The organism is Acinetobacter sp. CE-15 (assembly GCF_051059255.1).
Classification (GTDB): Bacteria; Pseudomonadota; Gammaproteobacteria; order Pseudomonadales; family Moraxellaceae; genus Acinetobacter; species Acinetobacter guillouiae.
Genome location: NZ_CP192737.1, coordinates 3,623,376 through 3,641,803, shown reverse-complemented (window position 1 = coordinate 3,641,803; position 18,428 = coordinate 3,623,376). Strand labels below are relative to the sequence as shown.

15 protein-coding genes are annotated in these 18,428 nt (G+C 38.4%); 6 read left to right on the top strand and 9 right to left on the bottom strand.

The window, feature by feature from the left end; all coding sequences use genetic code 11:
- Nucleotides 1-121: 121 nt before the first annotated feature.
- Nucleotides 122-640, bottom strand: a complete 519-nt coding sequence (locus ACQ7EO_RS16750) for a hypothetical protein (protein WP_434278082.1) — start codon at nt 638-640, stop codon at nt 122-124.
- 208 nt (nt 641-848) lie between these two features.
- Here ACQ7EO_RS16750 and ACQ7EO_RS16745 point away from each other — a divergent pair, with 208 nt between their 5' ends.
- Complete coding sequence (locus ACQ7EO_RS16745) at nt 849-1,460, top strand: hypothetical protein (protein ID WP_434279630.1); 612 nt, start codon at nt 849-851, stop codon at nt 1,458-1,460.
- A gap of 2 nt (nt 1,461-1,462) precedes the next feature.
- On the opposite strand, the gene ACQ7EO_RS16740 is transcribed toward ACQ7EO_RS16745, so the two are convergent.
- A complete protein-coding gene (locus tag ACQ7EO_RS16740) occupies nt 1,463-2,071 on the bottom strand; it encodes a hypothetical protein (RefSeq protein ID WP_434278081.1) in 609 nt (202 codons plus the stop codon).
- Between the two features lie 155 nt (nt 2,072-2,226).
- Between ACQ7EO_RS16740 and ACQ7EO_RS16735 the strand changes: the two genes are divergently transcribed.
- Nucleotides 2,227-3,069, top strand: a complete 843-nt coding sequence (locus ACQ7EO_RS16735) for an SDR family NAD(P)-dependent oxidoreductase (protein WP_434278079.1) — start codon at nt 2,227-2,229, stop codon at nt 3,067-3,069.
- 301 nt (nt 3,070-3,370) lie between these two features.
- Nucleotides 3,371-4,090, top strand: a complete 720-nt coding sequence (locus ACQ7EO_RS16730; protein WP_034616171.1) for a carbonic anhydrase — start codon at nt 3,371-3,373, stop codon at nt 4,088-4,090.
- A 1,263-nt stretch (nt 4,091-5,353) separates the two neighbouring features.
- On the opposite strand, the gene ACQ7EO_RS16725 is transcribed toward ACQ7EO_RS16730, so the two are convergent.
- Both ACQ7EO_RS16725 and ACQ7EO_RS16720 read right to left on the bottom strand, forming a co-directional pair.
- Nucleotides 5,354-5,785 carry an SMI1/KNR4 family protein gene (locus ACQ7EO_RS16725; protein ID WP_434278077.1) on the bottom strand — a complete coding sequence of 144 codons (432 nt, stop codon included), beginning with the start codon at nt 5,783-5,785 and terminating at the stop codon, nt 5,354-5,356.
- Nucleotides 5,786-5,856: 71 nt separating this feature from the next.
- On the bottom strand, nt 5,857-8,751 hold the full coding sequence (locus ACQ7EO_RS16720) for a valine--tRNA ligase (protein ID WP_434278076.1): 2,895 nt from the start codon (nt 8,749-8,751) through the stop codon (nt 5,857-5,859).
- Nucleotides 8,752-9,100: 349 nt separating this feature from the next.
- On the opposite strand from ACQ7EO_RS16720, the gene ACQ7EO_RS16715 reads away from it, so the two are divergent.
- The 3 genes from ACQ7EO_RS16715 (at nt 9,101) to ACQ7EO_RS16705 (ending at nt 11,535) form a co-directional block, all read left to right on the top strand.
- Nucleotides 9,101-9,796: a hypothetical protein gene (locus ACQ7EO_RS16715; protein ID WP_239046331.1), complete on the top strand. Its 696-nt coding sequence runs from the start codon at nt 9,101-9,103 to the stop codon at nt 9,794-9,796.
- A gap of 79 nt (nt 9,797-9,875) precedes the next feature.
- Nucleotides 9,876-10,673, top strand: coding sequence for an SDR family NAD(P)-dependent oxidoreductase (locus tag ACQ7EO_RS16710; RefSeq protein WP_151801273.1), 798 nt, complete (start codon nt 9,876-9,878; stop codon nt 10,671-10,673).
- A gap of 97 nt (nt 10,674-10,770) precedes the next feature.
- Nucleotides 10,771-11,535 carry a hypothetical protein gene (locus ACQ7EO_RS16705; protein WP_434278074.1) on the top strand — a complete coding sequence of 255 codons (765 nt, stop codon included), beginning with the start codon at nt 10,771-10,773 and terminating at the stop codon, nt 11,533-11,535.
- Between the two features lie 159 nt (nt 11,536-11,694).
- On the opposite strand, the gene ACQ7EO_RS16700 is transcribed toward ACQ7EO_RS16705, so the two are convergent.
- From ACQ7EO_RS16700 to adeJ, 5 genes are all read right to left on the bottom strand, one after another.
- Nucleotides 11,695-12,726, bottom strand: coding sequence for an agmatine deiminase family protein (locus tag ACQ7EO_RS16700; RefSeq protein ID WP_434278072.1), 1,032 nt, complete (start codon nt 12,724-12,726; stop codon nt 11,695-11,697).
- Between the two features lie 159 nt (nt 12,727-12,885).
- Entirely contained in the window at nt 12,886-13,314 is a 429-nt protein-coding gene (locus ACQ7EO_RS16695) for a YbjQ family protein (RefSeq protein ID WP_004819543.1), read from the bottom strand.
- A 9-nt stretch (nt 13,315-13,323) separates the two neighbouring features.
- Entirely contained in the window at nt 13,324-13,674 is a 351-nt protein-coding gene (locus ACQ7EO_RS16690; protein WP_004819546.1) for a YbjQ family protein, read from the bottom strand.
- A gap of 103 nt (nt 13,675-13,777) precedes the next feature.
- Nucleotides 13,778-15,238 carry a multidrug efflux RND transporter AdeIJK outer membrane channel subunit AdeK gene (gene adeK, locus ACQ7EO_RS16685; RefSeq protein WP_004722574.1) on the bottom strand — a complete coding sequence of 487 codons (1,461 nt, stop codon included), beginning with the start codon at nt 15,236-15,238 and terminating at the stop codon, nt 13,778-13,780.
- Nucleotides 15,238-18,417 (bottom strand): multidrug efflux RND transporter permease subunit AdeJ, encoded by a 3,180-nt coding sequence (adeJ, locus tag ACQ7EO_RS16680; RefSeq protein ID WP_034615665.1) that lies wholly within the window; start codon nt 18,415-18,417, stop codon nt 15,238-15,240. Before adeJ ends, adeK begins: the two co-directional genes overlap by 1 nt.
- Between the last annotated feature and the right edge of the window lie 11 nt (nt 18,418-18,428).

Below are 18,428 nucleotides of genomic sequence, written 5' to 3'. Positions count from 1 at the left end.
AAGATACTGATAATTATTGATTTTTATTTATTGTATTTCACCTTAAACCTAGGCTGTCAAATTTTAATCTAAAAATAAACCGATAAAATGATTGAGTTAAAATTAAAAAATAACTTAATGATCAATTTTTGGAAACACTCAGACTGCAAGCTTGATTTTTGTATTCGAAACGGTTTCTTTGAAATTTTTGACCGTTCCATTTATACACAGCAAAGCATTTACTTGAGTCATTGATGGCAATATCTGGCCAACCATGCTTTCCTAAAGTTGATAGAAACTCAGGCGTCCCATGACTGTTAAATATTCTCACCCATTGTTTATTGGTCTGTTGGGTAACAATATAAAATCCAATTCCTGTGTTTGCATAGCAGCCGACACCACCATCGACTACAACAGCATCAGGACGACTATCTTTATTGAGGTCACCATAATAGGAGATATTGCCAAGGCTACAGCGGCTTTCCCAGCCAAGATTGGTTTTTTGAAACTTTGCGCTTTTAAAAATTTGTGTTGCCGTTTCCTCAGGGACTTGCGGAGCCGCGGCATAATTAAGCGAGGCCAAAAATAGTGATAGAACACCACCGCTGAATATTATTATATTTTTCATCATCATATCGATTTTTTGTGATTGAATTAACATTATTTTAAAAATATGTATTTTTATCAAGCTTTTGTTGTCATGCTATTGTATTCATCTTCTGGTTTAATCAGCATCTTAGGGATATCTAACTTATATCATTATAAATTTCAAATGCTTGATGTGTTGTTGGGTGATTTAATCAGTTGTAAATAAATGTTTAATATAAAATCAATTTTCGATTAAATGATCAATGAAGTGTATAAAAATGATGGTGTCTAAAACATATTGCAATTTTTTAGTGTATTTAATAGTGCTCTCTGGCTTTTGTCTATTTACTGAATCAGTGAGTGCGCAACCCAGCCAATATAAAATCTATAAATCTAAACTGTTGCAGTGTGGAGACGCAACTTTTCAAGTTATTTCACAATGCGATGATTCTCATGAGGGTGCAGAGTCAGGTAGTGCAGGTCCTTTTCGAGCATCATGTTTATCCAGTCAATTAGCGGTAAACTGGAAAGGTCAGCAAAAGATACTGAATTTTCCCATGGCAACAGCACAGCAGAAGAAAATATTAGCAAGTAAAGGCTATGCTTTAACACCTGAGATCAAAGTAGGGGATTGGTCACCACAAAGTTTAGCTTGTGGTCAAGCGACTGGTATTGCGGGGCATTTTGTGGTGATTAATCAGGCAACCACCAACAATATTAATCAAGAATATCATGGCAAAGGTTCATTGAGTGATGAACCCGTTTTACTGAATTTAAACGGGACTTTTACCAGTGAAACGCTTAAAGCAAAAATCTATGCTTTATTAAAGCAAGACCAAGTGAAGATTTCTAAAGTGATTGGGGCAAATGCAATTTTTGCAGATGAAAAATAGATTTAACAGAGATAAATCCGTTTAATTTTGTCATCTGTTAAGAAGAAAGCAGATGCAGCACAGGTTTCCTCGAGGACATTGACTGAAACACCATCACCTTTAAACTTTAAATAATGTTTAGGGTCAATCTGTTCGTTAGCAAGAATATCGCCATTTTCACCAAAGCGATATTCTTCATCGACATAGATATTTGTTTTAGGTGCGACTTCGAACTTAGCAAAAATATCTAAATCATCACCTTCTTCATTATTTTGATAGTAATAAACTTTATCGCTGTCCGAAATACGGAATTCAAACAGATATTTCATGCCTTTTTTATTGGGATTTTTTAAAACTTGGAAGGCATCTCGTTTTCCATCTCCATCAAAATCGATGAGTAATGGCTTTTTGAGATATGCCGTATCGACTGAATAACCTTGAGGGAGAGGTGTTGGATTATTGACGAGGTGGTCTGGCTCTGGATGAGCAGCAATCTCAATAGGTTCTGCTTTGGTATGTGCTTGTTGTGGTGTTTCTTGTTTGGTTGGCTTGCTTTCAGTTGATGTGTTGGGTTTCTCATGACAGCCAATGAGAAAAATAAGGGTGATGCATAATAAAATTTTGTTTTTCATAGAGTTTGAATCATTCAATGATTTTGAATGTTGAAGATTCTATCTTAAAAATTGATTTTTTGATGCTGAATGTCCTAAATTGGAGATATAGTCGTGTGTTTTATATGTGCCAGTTTGCTGTCTTATACTGATTTATCACCACAATGGGGAATATTTTGAACGCATCAAATTCTGATCAAGCTTTATCTGTCGTGATTACAGGGGGTACACGTGGAATTGGTTTTGCTTTAGCAGAAGCTTTTTTAAAGTTAGGTTGGTCTGTGATGGTTTCGGCACGAAATGTAGCGCAGTTAAATCAAATTGTTGCAGATTTAGCGCAACGCTATACACCGAATAGAATTTATGGGGTGACCTGTGATGTGGCTCAATATGACGATTTGCAAAATTTATGGGAAGAAACAGTTTTAAAGTTTGGTCAGGTCGATGTTTGGATTAACAATGCCGGTACCTGTAACGCAGCAAGGGCATTTACCGAGATTGCTAGCTCAGATTTGGAAAGTGTAATCAAAACCAATGTACTTGGAACAATGTTGGGCTCTCAAGTGGCTTTAAAAGGAATGATGCAGCAAGGTTTTGGGCAAATTTTTAATATGGAAGGTTGGGGCAGTCGTGGTGAGTGGAGTGCGGGGATGACGCCTTATGCAACCAGTAAACGAGCAGTTGCTTATCTGAATCATGCTTTAAATAAAGAAACCAAGAATAGTGATATTTTGATTGGGACACTCAGCCCCGGAATGGTGGCAACAGATTTATTGATTTCTTCTTGGCAGCAAGGTGAAGTTAAAAACTGGCATAAAATGAAATGGTTATTTATGTTTGTAATTGACCCACCTGAGCAAGTGTGTGGTTATTTGGCGCAACGCATCAGTAAGAATAAGAAGAGTAATGCGCGTATTGTCTGGATGACACCATGGCGTTTGTTACTTCGATTTTTCCAACCTTATTATTGGAAAAGAAATCCTGTACAGGGGACGGCTTTGGATCAGCTTAAGGAATAGCGTTTTGGATTTAAATTTGGAGTTTGATTAGAAAAATAACAATGAAAAAGCTTAATTCAATATGACGCATTTATAAAATACAGAGTAGTGCGTGTATCTGTTATAGGAAAAAATAAAGGACTTGAACTTGGATAAGTATATTTCTTATAATCTAATAAGATTTGGTAGAAAATCTTAATAAAAATTTTACCAACATCACATCATGCTCTTCAGTTCAACAGCCTTTCATATAACCAGTAACTAGAGCATTTATAAATAGAGCATTCAGTGCTGAAAATATTTGAATAATTAAGGGGCTCTTATGTTTATTAAATACGGTTTAACAATAATTAGTCTATGCGCTACAACAATACTTTGGGCAGGATCAGATTGGGATTATCAAAACCCTAAAGATTGGGCAAGTGCAAATCAACAATACCAAGCGTGTGCAGGAATAAATCAATCTCCAATTGATATTCGAGATACGGTGACTGCGAATTTACCACCATTGGAATTTAATTATCACACTACAGCAAAGTCTGTGCAAAATATTGGTCATACGATGCAGATTGAGTTTAATCAAGGAGCAAGTTTAGTTTTAGATGGACAGACATTTTTACTGGAACAATTTCATGTACATAGTCCAAGTGAAAACAATATTAATGGCCAAAGCTATCCCATGGAATTACATTTAGTGCATGCTTCAGATAAAGGTGAATTGGCAGTTGTTGCATTAATGTTTCAACATGGATTGGAGAATGAAAAACTAAAACATATCTGGAATTCTTTGCCAAAAAAAGTGGGTGAAAGTAATCAGCTATATTCAAAAAATAAAGCAGACAGCTATTTACCCAATAACTTAGAGTATTACCGTTTTAATGGGTCTTTAACAACACCGCCGTGTTCAGAAGGAGTCCGATGGGTGGTGTTTAAGGAAATTCAGCAGGCATCTAGTGAGCAAATTGAGTCGTTTATGGAGTTAATGGGACATCCAAATAATCGTCCGATACAACCGATTGGCGCACGGTTGATTTTGGAGTAATTCAGGGTAAAAAGTAGATCTTTTGATCTGCTTTTTTGATTCTTTTTGTGACAATTCCTTAGAAAAATTCCTTTTATTTTCTATTTCTTAAAGTTTTTTGCTATTGGAATGATGATGTTTTGAATCGGAGTGGGGTGGATTTATGGAATGTCTGTATTGAATTGAAAGACACCTCTCCCTAACCCTCTCCTGAAAGGAGAGGGAACCTCTTTGTGTATCAAATAACTATTCAATCCTCAAAGAGTGTTTCTTCCACATTTTGGGGGGAAGATTGAGGTGGTGGAATTTATGCAAATATTTTTAGTTGCCTCTCTTTAATCCTCTGTTGAAAGGAGAGGTAACCTCTCTGTGTATCGTATAACTATTCAATTTTCAAAGAGTGTTTCTTCCACATTTTGGGAAAGGTTGAGGTGGTGGAATTTATGCAAATATTTTTAGTTACTTCTCTTTAGCCTTCTTCTGGAAGGAGAGAAATTTATTGTGTATCAAATAACTATTCAATTCTCAAAGAGTGTTGCTTCCACGTTTGGGGGAAATTGAGGTGGTGGAGTTTATGCAAATATTTTTAGTCGCCTCTCTTTAATCCTCTGTTGAAAGGAGAGGTAATTTCATTGGGTATTAAATAACGATAAAATTAGTAATGGAAGTCCCCTCTCCCCGTGGGAGAGGGCTAGGGAGAGGGAACCTCTTTGTGTATCAAATAACTATTAAACTCTCAAAGAGTGAGCTTCCATATTTTGGGGGGAAGATTGAGGTGGTGGAATTTATGCAAATATTTTAGTTACTTCTCTTTAACCCTCTCCTGAAAAGAGAGGAAACCTCTTTGTGTATCGAATAACTATTCAATTCTCAAAGAGTGTTTCTTCCACATTTTGGGGGGAAGATTGAGGTGGTGGAATTTATGCACACATTTTTAGTTACTTCTCTTTAACCCGCTGCTGAAAGGAGAGGGAGCTTCATTGTGTATCGAATAATTATTAAACTCTCAAAGAGTGTCTCTGCCACATTTTTGGGGAAGATTGAGGTTGTGGAATGTTATGCACACATTTTTAGTCATTTCTCTTTAATTCTCTGTTGAAAGGAGAGAAACCTATTGTGTATCAAATAACGATAAAATTAGTAATGGAAGTCCCCTCTCCCCGTGGGAGAGGGCTAGGGTGAGGGTAATTCTTGAAAAATTAGAGTGTATCAATTCGCTTTATTTTGCTAACTGATCTTTAAGTTAAATGGATATGAAATTGTTGAATTTTGGTCAAAAAAACATCATCGATCAAGTATTTCTAAATCACCTTTCATTATGAGCAAAATAAACTCTTCAAAACTATTACAAACCTTATTATGCGTATTACAGATTTCATAAGTACCTAATTCATTGCCATGTTCATCTAGTTTTACTGCATACGCAGTCATCCAGAGTAAGAATTCTGAAAATACAAAACAATTTGCATGAGGAAAGTCTTCAATGCCTTTTAAATCTTTTACAGGTCTAAATTCAGCTAAAGAAAAGAAAGAATAGCCCTCATCAGCAAAATTGGCTTCACCTGTACCATTGAAGAAAATAAAATATTCTTTAAAAATTTGTGGAAGTTTAACTCCGTATTTTTGTTCAAATTTTAACGTTTCTAACAATGTAGTCGGTTGATTGATACATAAGTTTTGATTGATGAAATGTTGTTTTAATTTTTGAATAACCATAATTATTTTACAAAAAAAAGAAGGAAGCTTAATTAAGCTTCCTTCTTTAGAGGCAAAATTGCAAGCTTCGCTTAAAGCGCTGCAATCTGCTCCATATTGGCTTTAATCTTGGCTAACTGATCCACAAACTCAGCAAGTTTAACCTTTTCACCTTCAACAACCGCAGCAGGTGCTTTAGCCACAAAGCCTTCATTTGCAAGTTTAGAGGCGATTTGATCATGTTGTTTTTGAACCTTATCTAAGTCTTTTTGCAAACGAGCAAGTTCTGCTTTCGGATCAATCAAGCCTTTCATTGGTACAAATACAGATACATGACCCACAACAGAAGATGAAGACAACGGTGGTTGCTCAGCATCGGTTAAGAAGGTAATGCTTTCAACTTTAGCCAAAGCTTTAAACAATGGTTCAATACGTGCAATTTGTGCTTTTTCAGCATCAGTCGCGTTTTGAAGCAATACAGGTAATAAACGTGCATTACCTAAGCCCATTTCGCCACGAATATTACGTACAGCACCAATCAAGCCTTGTAGCCCAAGCATATCTGCTTCGGCCTGTTCATTGATACGTTCAGGATTTGGAACAGGGTATGGCGCAAGCATGATGGTTTCACCACCAATACCAATCATTGGTGCAAGGGTTTGCCAAATTTCTTCAGTTAAGAATGGCATGATTGGATGCGCAAGACGTAAAGATGCTTCCATTACAGAAAGAAGGACACGACGAACTTCTGCTTTACGCTCAGCCGATACGTTTTCATCATTCAGTACTGGTTTGGTCAGTTCAACATACCAGTCACAGTATTCATTCCAGATGAACTCATAAATCGCTTGAGCAGCCAAATCTAAACGATAAGTTGCAAACGCTTGTTGAACGGCAGCTTCCGCTTTTTGTAAACGGCTGACAATCCACTGTTCAGGAAGTTCCCAAAGATCTTGACGGATTTCCTGACCAATTGGCTGTTGTTCACAGTTCATCATCACGAAACGGGTTGCGTTCCAGATTTTGTTGGCAAAGTTACGATAGCCTTCAACACGTTTCATATCGAACTTAATGTCACGGCCTGTATTGGCAAGTGCACAGAAAGTAAAACGAACCGCATCTGTACCGTAAGCTTGAATACCTTCAGGGAATTCTTTACGTGTAGATTTCTCAATTTTTGGTGCATCTTTAGGATTCATTAAACCAGTGGTACGTTTTTGTACTAAGGTTTCAAGATCTACACCATCAATTAAATCTAATGGGTCAAGTACGTTGCCTTTAGATTTAGACATTTTTTGACCTTCACCGTCGCGAACCAAACCATGTACATACACGGTTTTAAATGGAACTTGCGGTGTGCCATCTTCATTTTTCATGAAGTGCATGGTCATCATGATCATTCGGGCAACCCAGAAGAAAATGATGTCAAAACCTGTTACCAATACATCCGTTGGGTGGAATGTATTTAAGAAATAATTTTCTTTATCTTTTGCTTCATCACCGGTCCAACCCAGTGTAGAGAATGTCCAAAGACCTGAAGAGAACCATGTATCCAGTACATCTTCATCTTGGTTTAATTCAATATCAGCAGCGATATTGTTTTTCGCACGAACTTCTTCTTCAGAACGACCAACATAAATGTTGCCTTCAGCATCATACCAAGCTGGGATACGGTGACCCCACCACAATTGACGAGAAATACACCAGTCTTGAATGTTGTTCATCCAAGCCATATACATATTACTGTATTGTTCAGGCACAAATTTGATATCGCCGTCTTTTACTGCTTTGATTGCAGGCTCTGCAAGAGGCGCAATTTTGACATACCATTGGTCGGTCAATAATGGTTCAATGATCACACCTGAACGGTCACCGCGTGGTGGTTTCAGCGTATAGGGTTGAATTTGGTCTAACCAACCTTCAGCTTCAGCTTGTGCAACCAATTTTTTACGTGCAGCAAAGCGCTCTAAACCAATATAGTCAGCTGGTGCTGGGATGGTTTTAGAAATCGCTTCGCCAGCTTTTGCGATAAACTCAAAATCAGCTAAAACTTCGGCATTTTTGTTGAAAATATTGATGATTGCGAGTTCACAACGTTTGCCCACTTCATAGTCATTGAAGTCATGTGCAGGGGTGATTTTTACACAGCCTGTACCGAATTCTTTATCGACATATTCATCTTTAACAATCGCAACCGCACGACCTGTAATCGGCAGGATAATATTTTTACCGACAAGGTGTGCATAACGTTCGTCATCTGGAGCAACTGCAACAGCAGTATCACCCAGTAATGTTTCTGGACGGGTGGTTGCAACCACTAAATAATCGTGGCCGTCTTGAGTACGTAGTGACTTATCCTCAAAGAAGTATTTGAAGTGCCACAATGAACCTTGTTCTTCTTTATCTGATTCAACTTCTAAGTCAGAAAGTGCAGTTTGTAGTTTAGGGTCCCAGTTTACCAAGCGTTTGCCACGGTAAATCAAACCTTGTTCATGCAGTTTTACAAATACTTCTTTAACCGCATTTGAAAGGCCATCATCCATGGTGAAACGTTCACGTGACCAATCTACAGACGAGCCAAGACGGCGAATTTGACGGGTAATTGTACCGCCAGATTGTTCTTTCCATTCCCAAATTTTGTCGATGAATTTTTCACGACCTAAGTCATGACGACTAATATCTTGAGCTGCCAATTGACGCTCAACTACCATTTGCGTTGCAATACCCGCATGGTCAGTACCTGGTTGCCATAAAGTATTTTTACCAGACATACGATTGTAACGTGTCAAGGCATCCATGATGGCATTGTTAAAACCATGACCCATGTGCAAGCTACCCGTGACGTTCGGTGGCGGAATCATGATACAGAATGAATCGCCTTTACGAGACGGTTGGAAATAACCTTTCTCTTCCCAAGTCTTGTACCATTTTTTCTCGATCTCGGTAGGATCGTAGGTTGTAGCAATATTTTGCGCTGAATCAGTCATAGTAAAAACAGATCAAAAGTAAGTAAAAAATTGCATTCATTGTAGCAAATATTCATTAGGAATGTTGATTCCTGTTATGGCATATTTACCTTGAATTAAATGCAGCAATCAAAACATGAAAATACAAGATGCATTTGTTGTTGTTATTAATCTCAAATATGACAAATGTTGGATATTGTGGAGTTTTAACTGAGTCATATTTACAAATGCGTGTTTTAGATATTTGATTTATTGAGAGTATTTGTGATTGATATTCAACAAATAGCAGCAGTTAAAGACAATGCAAGATATTTCAAGTTTTGCTAAGATCAAAATTGAATAGGACAAAACAACAAAAGGACAGATAACAATGCAGTATAAAATCGATTTATTGATTAAACAGCAGACGTACCAAGAGTTAAAAAGCATTACCCAAAGTTTAAATCATGGCGAAAAAAGTGATCTGGCAAAACAATTAGGTAATGTCTTTACGGAAATGTCATGCCAAGTGCTAGATCAAGTCTTTGGTGCTTTGCTTGAAGAGCAACGGAATAACTCTGCGCTAGATGCGAATGGTCAGAAGAAACTGAAAGAAGCAGAACAAATTTTTACGCAGATTGAAGGGGCTTTTAAAAAATATATGCCGTGGTCGATTTCGTTGTTTAGTAATGATCGTTTAAAACCTGTGGCAAATCATATTCTTAAAAAGTTTGAAGATTCCGATGCAAGCCAAGTGGTGATGTACTACCAATTAGACAGCCATCTAGGTAAAGAAGCGACCAGTAATATTCAAAAGGTCATTCAAGGGGATACCAGTGCTTTGCCTGTGACACTAAAAAATTTGGTTAAAATTATTGACCTCGGTGTATCAGAGTTTATTCGGGATCCTAAGACTTTGTTAAAATTTAACTTTGTAGTTGATAAAACCTTAAATGGTGTGATCAATATGATCACCAGTACAGGCTATAAGCGCTTAGAAAAAGTTGGCGATGAATACAATCCTCGCAATGTAGAAAAGGCGCAACATTATGCAGCGCACTTTAAAAAGTTTTTAGTTGAGGCTTAATCTCTAAAAAGGGAGGTTTGATTGATTTGGTGCGTCACGTGGTCTAATATTTATTCACCATATTCAAGAGCATAATAAAATGGAAAGCTTAGAAGGAAAGGTGGTTTGGATTACAGGCGCATCTTCAGGGATTGGTAAAGCCTTGGCTGCTGAATGTGCTTTGCAAGGTGCACAAGTGGTTTTAAGCGCAAGACGTTTAGAAGAACTTGAAAAAGTTCGTATTAGTCTTCTTAACCCAGATCATCATATTTCCGTGGCAATGGATATTACCGATGAAGCGCAAGTACGCCATGCCTATGAACAAGTCTTAGATGAAAAAGGGCGTATTGATTGGTTGATCAACAATGCGGGCTTAAGCCAAAGAGCATTGATTGCAGATACCAGTATGCAAACTGAACGTGCAATTATGGAAATTGATTACTTTTCTCAAGTGTTTTTGACCAAATTGGTTTTACCAACCTTTTTAGCTCAAAAATCTGGGCGAATTGCGTATATTTCTAGCGTTGCAGGCTTATTGGGGACGCAATATCGTGCATCTTACTCTGCAGCAAAAGCAGCGATTCATATGTGGGCAAACAGTTTACGCGCAGAAGTGGCACAAGATGGTGTTAATGTTTCTGTTATTTTCCCTGGTTTTGTGAAAACCAACGTATCTTTCAATGCTTTAAATGGTGCAGGAAAAGCACAGGCACATCAGGATGAAGCCATTGAAAATGGTTTAGAAGCCGATGATTTTGCGCAGAAAACGGTTTCCGCTTTATTAAAAGGTCAAGAATATATTGTCGTGGGTGGGCGTAAAGAAAAATTGGGTGTGTTGGTTTCTCGCCTATCACCATCGACACTTTATAAAATGATTCGCAAGATGAAAGTAAAGTGATTAAAAATTAATAACTTTTGTATGTATTGAGAAGGCGTTTATACATTGTATAAGCGCTTTTTCTTAATATGTTCCGTCTCTATAAGCACAAAAAAAGATGTTAAATCTAATGAAAATAATTTTTAAAGCCATCAGTCTACAATTCATATTGATCAGTGCCGTTTATGCAAATATTTGTGATGATACTCAAGTTGTTGCGCAAATATTGAAGCAGGCTAAAATTGTAAAGTTTGAACAGTCTTTAATCGACTGTAAACTCGATCCGGTCGATAATTCAAATATGATCATGGCCTATGCCCAATGGATTCCTGTAAAAGAAAATGCAGAAGAAAGGGATTATGCTTTAGACTTATTTAAGTTTAATCCAAAAAATTTAAAGGTGATTTATCACTATGCTGTTGTAGAACGCATGGTTTCGGACGCAATTAGCTTAAATTCTATTGAGCTGGATACTGCAAATTATAAAGTCACTGATTCAAACCGAGCTTTGGGTCTAAGATTAAACTACTCAGGTCACTCACAACCCTTTCCTTTTTCTATGCAAGTTTTAAACTTATATGACCTTAAAAATAAACAACAAATCTTAGATAGTCTGATAGTTGAACGTTATCGGGCAGAAACGGATATGCAGTGTAATGCAGATATTGAAGAACGCGCTTCAACCTTAGTGATGCAGTCAACCCAAACCAAGAAATATACGGATATTTTGGTCAATAGCAAAATTAAACGCTACCAGACGCAAGTGATCAACGAAGATTGCCAAGAAGTTAATCATCAATTATCGCAACAACGGTTTGTTTTAAAATTTGATGGGGAAAAATATCAATTTCCTAAAAAATTTAAAGATGAATATCAGTACTGATAGGCAATACTGTCAAGAATATCAATAAGGTTAAGTCATTGCAGCGTAAAGCTGACGATTAAACATTCATCTTCTAGTTAGCGAGCTAAAAGTTAGTCGTGAGCTAAAAGATGAATGCTTTTAAAATAACAGGGTATTTAATGGCGATAAATGAAATATTTAATGTGTTTTATTGAAGTAGTTTAATAACAATTCAGCATTTTTGCCTCGTAATTGCCATGACATACAGCGTACTCCACCGCCCATATGGCACACCTGTGCAGAGTGAATTGGAATGACAGTTCGTTTGGTTAGACGACGAATTTGCTGTAATGCCAGTGCATCTTGTTTAATACCAAATTGCGGAAAATAAATACGCTCAGGCGTAACCAGCATATTGGTATATAAGCCACAAGCTGAACCAAATTTCTCATCATAAATTTCACTACCATCATAAGGTGTAGTGATTTCATGAATTTTGATATCTGGAATACCGCGTTTTAAATCGATCTTTAACTGTTTGGCGTAGTCAGGATCTTCAGGATAGGTGTTAATCACTAAAGTATTCTGATCTATAAAACTTACGACACCATCCGCATGTTCTAAACCGCCTTGTTCATCTGCTTCAATAAATGCAATATGTTTAGCACCTGTCAAACGGATCAGTTGTGCTCTAGCTTGGGTTTCGGTTAAATGATTGTCAGCTAAGAACTTGGTGCTTAACACAACATTGCCATAACCATCTTCAACCCAATTACCGCCATCATTGAGCAGTTGAGTCTGGGTAAATTTTAAACCAGCTTTTTGACTATAGGCTTTAAAGTCTGCTTGAACATCATCAGAAATGGCTTGAGCTTTTTTGGTTCCACCTTGTCCTGCTGCGGTATAACGAAAAAGAACAGGTTGATTGGGATTGGCACTGCTAAAATCACGCATCCAAATATCTTGCATAGGCGCGAGGGTGACATGCTGTTTACCCAGTGCTTTGACATAATCAGGGTAAAGTTGTTGATCGGTTAAGATCATCACATTGTCACCATTTTGAATAATTTTCTTTGCATAATCGACATGGAAATCAAAGATATCATCGATTTTTTCTGCATAGTATTTATCCTGACTTTGTGGTGAAGCCAATACAATCAATTCTGCATTTATTGTGAATGGAAGCATAGACAGTAATCCGATACTTATTTTAAGTGCTAAAGCTTTCATGATATCTAACCTGTTCATGAAGTTAAGATTCTTTCATTTTTGTTATGATCAAGGTATTTCATGATTTTTACATCACCAGAATACAAAATCAAACCGTCCAACAAAGATCGTGTATTCTAATGAAAAAATCATGATGATTATTTAAAAAGAGGAGTGAGATTAAGTTGCTGTTCCATAGGCAAAGACTTCAACCATTCCACCTTGCATACCGAGTTCTGTGGTACTTAAACGTAAGCCCATAATATGCGTAGCTCCAATATTTTCAGCTTCCTGTTTTAATCTAACAATTGCCTCTCGACGTGCGCGATCGACGACACTCTCATAGGTGGTTAAACGACCACCAAAGAAGTTCTGAATTTGCGCAATAATATATTTAAAATAATCATGCGAAATCACCACATTACTACTGATAAGTTGCCCTTGCTTTTCAGAGACTTGGAACTTATTGGTATCAATCCGAATATGGGCAAGCCGTTGTTCATTGTCTGCCAATTCTTTTAAATGCTTTTGTTCAATAAAACGTCCAAAACCCCAACCAATAAAAAACAGAACCAGTGTGAGCCCAATTTTAAAAATTAAACCATCCATCTGTTTCGCCTATTTTGAAAATGGGTCAGGAAGTTGAGTTGTGGTCGGTTCAACAATGACCGCAGTACCATAGACAAAAAGTTCTGATGCACCTTGCGCAATATTAGAGGTGGAAAAACGGATTCCAACAATTGCATTGGCACCTAAACCATGTGCTTTTTCAATCATACGATTCATGGCTTCTTGGCGCGATTCTTCTAATAACTCGGTATAGCCTTTGAGTTCACCACCGACAATATTTTTTAGACCAGCCATAAAGTCACGTCCAACATGTTTACTACGGACGGTACTTCCATAAACGACATCAAGCTGTTGCTTTATGACATGTGCTGGAACAGTTTCTAAATTACTGAGTTTCATTTTAAATATTCATTGATGATGTATTGCTTCAAACATAGGAAATTATCCATCAAAAAGCAATAAAAAAAGCCCACCGAAGTGAGCTTTGATCATCAAACTGAGATTAACTGACTTTTTTATCTTTTGAATGATATTTCAATTCAGATGAAGAGGCCGGTTGTGCAATTTGATCCGCAGTGTTGGCTTTTAGACCACCACCAAGGGTTTTATAAACCTCTACCTGATTGTTTAAGTTCGCTTGCTCTAATAGCAATAAACCTTGTTCAGCAGAGTAAGAAGTACGTTGAGCATCTAAAACAGTCAAGTAACTATCAATACCAGCACGGAAGCGGGCATTTGAAAGTTTATAGGTTGTATTGGTTGCATCAACTAAACGTTTTTGAGCAGAAAGACGATCACCAATATTTTGGCGAGTCGCTAATGCGTCATTGACTTCACGGAAAGCAGATTGAATTGATTTTTCATAGTCAGATAACGCAATTTGTTGATCTGTTTCTGAAATCTTAATGTTCGCTTTACGTGTGCCCCAATCCCATAACGGAATATCAAGACTAGGACCTAAAGACCAAACGAAAGCACCTGATTTAAATAAATCACTTAAATCAGTAGATGCATAACCTGCAGTACCCGTCAAACTGATGGTTGGGAATAAGCGCGCTTTCGCAGCACCGATATTTGCACCAGCAGCAGAAAGTTGGTATTCAGCCGCTTTGACGTCTGGACGGTTGTTCAGCAAGTCACTTGGTAAACCTGATGCGAACGCAGCATTTGAAGTAATACGCGTTACACGTTGTGTTGGCAATAAGTTGTCTGGAACTGATTGTCCAACAAGCAGATTTAGCAAGTTCTGAGCTTGTGCAATTTGAGTCTTATAATTGGCAACATCATTACGTGCAGTTTCAACAGAAATCTGAGCCTGACGAACAGGCACTTCACTGTCAATACCGACATCAAAACGTTTTTTGTTGAGGTTATAAGAGTCAAGCTGTGCTTTTAATGTTTGGTCAGCGAGCTTAAGTTGTGCGCTGGCAAAAGAGTAATTTAACCAAGCTTGCGCAACTTGACTAATTAAGCTGATTTGCGTTGCATCACGTGCACTAGCAGTCGATAAATAAGTATCAAGCGCATTGTCTTTTAAACTTTTTACTCGACCCCAGAAGTCTAACTCATAAGCAGTTACACCAAGGCCAACATTATAACGTGTTTGAGCACCTACACCTTGATCCTGACGTAACAGGCCACCACTTGCACCAATCGTTGGTAGCTGATTGTTTTCAGTGATTTGATAGGCTTGTTGAGCACGTTGAATGTTCAATGTTGCTGTACGTAAATCACGGTTATTGGCTAAAGCAAGATCAAGTACTTGAAGTAAGCGTTGATCTGCAAAAAACTCTTTATAACCTTGTTCAGCAATAGATGTACCACCGTTATTTTGAATATAACCTGTTGGTATGTTCGCCTGAGCTACGGGTTCTGGGCCACGCATGCTTTGACACGCTGTCAAAGCAAGCGCAAGTGCAGATACCGCAATGCTACGACCTGAAATAGACCATACTTTTTGCATCACGATTTATGCTCCTGAATATTTTGATTTTTAGGTTTGTACTTAAAGATACTACGAATCCATACGAAGAACACAGGAATAAAGAAGATACCTAAAAGTGTTGAGCTAATTACACCACCCAATACACCATAACCGACTGAGTGTTGGCTACCAGCACCAGCGCCGCTTGATAAAGCAAGTGGCAATACACCGAAACCGAACGCTAAGGTTGTCATGATAATTGGACGTAAACGCATTTTTGCAGCATGCAATGTCGCTTCAAACAATTCTTCGCCTTGTTCTTGCAACTCTTTTGCAAACTCTACAATCAAAATCGCATTTTTTGCAGACAAGCCGATGACTGCAACGATCGCGACTTGGAAGTAGATGTTAAATGATAAGTTAGGGTCACCTTTGATGACCATGCCCAACCAAGTTAACGTAAATGCACCAATAACACCTAATGGTACGACCAGCAATACTGAAACTGGAATTGACCAACTTTCATATAAAGCTGAAAGGCAAAGGAACACGATAAGCAATGAAAGAATTAAAAGCGGAACAGTTTGACTGCCAGATTCACGTTCTTCTAAAGATAGACCCGTCCATTCATAGTCGAAACCTGTTAAGCCCATAGACGGTAACTTACCAATAATTTCTTCCATAGCAAGCATCGCATCTCCCGAACTTACCCCCGGTGCTGGTGTACCTTGAATGTTTGCAGAAGCTACACCGTTATAACGCTCGAGACGAGGTGAACCATAAGTCCATTGGCCTGTTGCAAATGCAGAGAATGGAACCATAGTGCCGCTATTATTACGTACATACCATTTGTTTAAGTCTTCAGGCATCATGCGAGCGCTTGATTCGCCTTGAACATAAACTTTTTTCACACGACCACGGTCAACGAAGTCATTGATATAAGAACCACCCCAAGCCATGCTCATGGTCGAATTAATATCTGCAATACTAACCCCCATTGCACCAGCTTGCGCTTGGTCAACGTTGATTTGATATTGAGGGGTATCTTCTTGTCCATTTGGACGAACACCAGCAAGACGTTTGTCTTGAGAAGCCATACCTAAAACAGCATTACGTGCAGCAACCAATTTCTCGTGGCCTTGACCACTTGCATCTTTTAATTGGATGTCAAAACCTGATGAAACACCTAATTCTGGCATTGCTGGTAATTGCAATGGCATGATGTAAGATGCATCTTTGACAATCATATTCAGTGCCATACCACGTTGGATAATGGCGCCAATTTGTGATTCAGGTGTGGTACGTTCACTCCAGTCTTTCAACTTCATAAATGCTAAACCAGCATTTTGCCCAACCCCAGTAAACGAGAAACCAGAAACTGTAAATATAGTATCTACGTTTGCTTTTTCCTTGTTTAAGAAGTAATCGGTCATGGTCGTGATGACTTTATCTGTCCGTTCAAGGCTGGCACTTGGTGGTAACTGAACCAATGTCATAACCATCCCTTGGTCTTCTTCTGGTAGGAAAGAAGAGGGGAGCATTTTATACAGTCCGACTAAGGCAACAATTACCGCAACGTAGATCACACCAGAGAAGATCTTATGATGGGTCATACGATTGACACCACCTTGGTATTTCTCAGCTACTTTATCAAAGCTACGGTTAAACCAACGGAAGAAACGCGCAAAAATGTTATTGCTTGGTTCTTGATTTGGATCATGCTGTTTTAACAATGTCGCACAAAGCGCAGGGGTAAAAGTTAAAGCAACGATTAATGATAAAACCATTGCAGTAACGAGCGTGATCGAGAACTGACGGTAAATTACCCCTGTAGTACCACCGAAGAATGCCATTGGCACAAATACGGCAGTCAATACGCTGGTAATACCGACCAAAGCACCTGAAATTTGTTTCATCGACTTTTCAGTGGCTTCAACTGGACCCGTATGCTCTTCTTGCATCACCCGTTCCACGTTCTCAACCACAACGATGGCATCATCGACCAATAGACCAATTGCCAGTACCATGGCGAACATGGTTAAGGTATTGATTGAGAAGCCGAAAATATTAATAACTGCAAATGTCCCCAGTACAACCACAGGAACTGCCATTGTTGGGATAATCGTTGCGCGCCAGTTCTGTAAGAACAAGAACATCACAAAGAATACAAGAACGATTGCTTCAATTAACGTGTGTACCACACTTTCAATTGAAAGTTTGATAAATGGTGTGGTGTCATAAGCAAGCTTATCTTTCAGACCATCTGGGTAGTTTTTACGGAGTTCACTGAGGCGTTTTTCTACAGCAGCGGCTGTATCAAGTGCATTTGCACCTGTTGCCAATTTAATCGCTACACCGCCAGCAGGCTTACCATTAAATTTAGAATCAAATTGGTAGTTATCTGAGCCGAGTTCTACACGTGCAACATCACTTAAACGAACCTGAGCACCCGAAGCGGTATTTTTCAGGAAAATATTTTTAAACTGTTCAGGTGTCGTCAACATGCTTTGTGCATTGACAGTCGCATTGAGGACTTGACCTTGTACCGCTGGAGCACCACCCAATTGACCTACAGCCACTTGTGAGTTTTGCGCACGAATGGCAGCAGCAATGTCACTTGGTGTAACTTGCAAACTGGTCATTTTAGCTGGGTCTAGCCAGATACGCATTGCATATTGACCACCAAAGACTTGAATTTCACCTACGCCTGCAACACGACTCAGTGGTTCAGAAATATTTGAGTTTACATAGTCTTTAATGTCAGCCCCAGACAGGCTGCCATCTGGCGAATAAAATGCAAGTACTTGCATAAAACTCGCGCCAGATTTGGTCACTTTTATCCCTTGACGTTGTACATCTTCAGGTAACAGTGCAGTCGCTGATTGTAATTTGTTCTGTACTTGAACCTGTGCAATGTCTGGATCAATACCTTGTTCAAAATTCAGGTTGATTGATGCTTGACCATTACCCGCACTGTTCGATGAGATATAACGTAAACCATCTAGACCATTCATTTGTTGTTCAATGATCTGAGTTACCGTGTTCTCAACAGTTTGTGCAGAAGCGCCAGGATAAGTTGCAGAAATTGTCACCACAGGCGGAGCAATTGTTGGATACTGAGCAACAGGCATTTTTGTCAGCGTCAGAATACCCGCCAACATAATTACCAGTGCAATCACCCACGCAAAAATGGGGCGATGAATAAAAAATTGAGCCATATTCGTCTACC

Bases quoted from the DNA above. Each gene is read 5' to 3' on its own strand.
- ACQ7EO_RS16750 (WP_434278082.1), bottom strand. From the start codon at position 640: ATGTTAATTCAATCACAAAAAATCGATATGATGATGAAAAATATAATA.
- ACQ7EO_RS16745 (WP_434279630.1), top strand. From the start codon at position 849: ATGGTGTCTAAAACATATTGCAATTTTTTAGTGTATTTAATAGTGCTC.
- ACQ7EO_RS16740 (WP_434278081.1), bottom strand. From the start codon at position 2,071: ATGAAAAACAAAATTTTATTATGCATCACCCTTATTTTTCTCATTGGC.
- ACQ7EO_RS16730 (WP_034616171.1), top strand. From the start codon at position 3,371: ATGTTTATTAAATACGGTTTAACAATAATTAGTCTATGCGCTACAACA.
- ACQ7EO_RS16725 (WP_434278077.1), bottom strand. From the start codon at position 5,785: ATGGTTATTCAAAAATTAAAACAACATTTCATCAATCAAAACTTATGT.
- ACQ7EO_RS16720 (WP_434278076.1), bottom strand. From the start codon at position 8,751: ATGACTGATTCAGCGCAAAATATTGCTACAACCTACGATCCTACCGAG.
- ACQ7EO_RS16715 (WP_239046331.1), top strand. From the start codon at position 9,101: ATGCAGTATAAAATCGATTTATTGATTAAACAGCAGACGTACCAAGAG.
- ACQ7EO_RS16710 (WP_151801273.1), top strand. From the start codon at position 9,876: ATGGAAAGCTTAGAAGGAAAGGTGGTTTGGATTACAGGCGCATCTTCA.
- ACQ7EO_RS16705 (WP_434278074.1), top strand. From the start codon at position 10,771: ATGTTAAATCTAATGAAAATAATTTTTAAAGCCATCAGTCTACAATTC.
- ACQ7EO_RS16700 (WP_434278072.1), bottom strand. From the start codon at position 12,726: ATGAAAGCTTTAGCACTTAAAATAAGTATCGGATTACTGTCTATGCTT.
- ACQ7EO_RS16695 (WP_004819543.1), bottom strand. From the start codon at position 13,314: ATGGATGGTTTAATTTTTAAAATTGGGCTCACACTGGTTCTGTTTTTT.
- ACQ7EO_RS16690 (WP_004819546.1), bottom strand. From the start codon at position 13,674: ATGAAACTCAGTAATTTAGAAACTGTTCCAGCACATGTCATAAAGCAA.
- adeK (WP_004722574.1), bottom strand. From the start codon at position 15,238: ATGCAAAAAGTATGGTCTATTTCAGGTCGTAGCATTGCGGTATCTGCA.
- adeJ (WP_034615665.1), bottom strand. From the start codon at position 18,417: ATGGCTCAATTTTTTATTCATCGCCCCATTTTTGCGTGGGTGATTGCA.